We start from the raw sequence: 476 nt of genomic DNA, 5'->3' as shown, positions 1-476 counted from the left end.
ATTTATTATCCATGTTAAAATCCTCCTGATAGCTATTTGTATTCTATGATTTTTACTCCTGTAAGTTCTACTATCTCTTTTAATTTTAACATATGATTGTTACAAATTTCATCAAATTCATATATATAATCTTCAAGCCCTAATGCCTTATATTTATCGATTCCAAATTTATGATATGGAAGTAACTCCATCTTGCCTCCTGGAACATTTTGTTTGACAAATAATGCAGTATTTCTTATATTTTCTTCACTATCATTTACTCCATAAATAATTGGCACTCTTATAACCATATATTTATTCAACTTTGAAAGCCTACTTATATTATCTAATATAATTTTATTACTTACTCCTGTATATTCTTTATGAATATTATCATCCATAGATTTTATATCTACAAATATGTGGTCTATTTTCTCAAATACATCATTTACCTTATTCCAATCAAAATATCCACAAGTTTCAATTGCAATATTTAT

1 protein-coding gene is annotated in these 476 nt (G+C 25.2%); it reads right to left on the bottom strand.

The features are described from left to right. Positions 1-32 precede the first annotated feature (32 nt). Positions 33-476: radical SAM protein (locus tag K0039_RS21000; RefSeq protein WP_228106859.1), on the bottom strand; the 444-nt coding region annotated here is incomplete at its 5' end.

The sequence above is a fragment of the Terrisporobacter mayombei genome, from assembly GCF_020748465.1.
In the GTDB taxonomy this organism is placed as follows: domain Bacteria; phylum Bacillota; class Clostridia; order Peptostreptococcales; family Peptostreptococcaceae; genus Terrisporobacter; species Terrisporobacter mayombei.
Note: the sequence above shows the minus strand (reverse complement) of the source record. Positions and strands in the feature narration are given on the sequence as shown.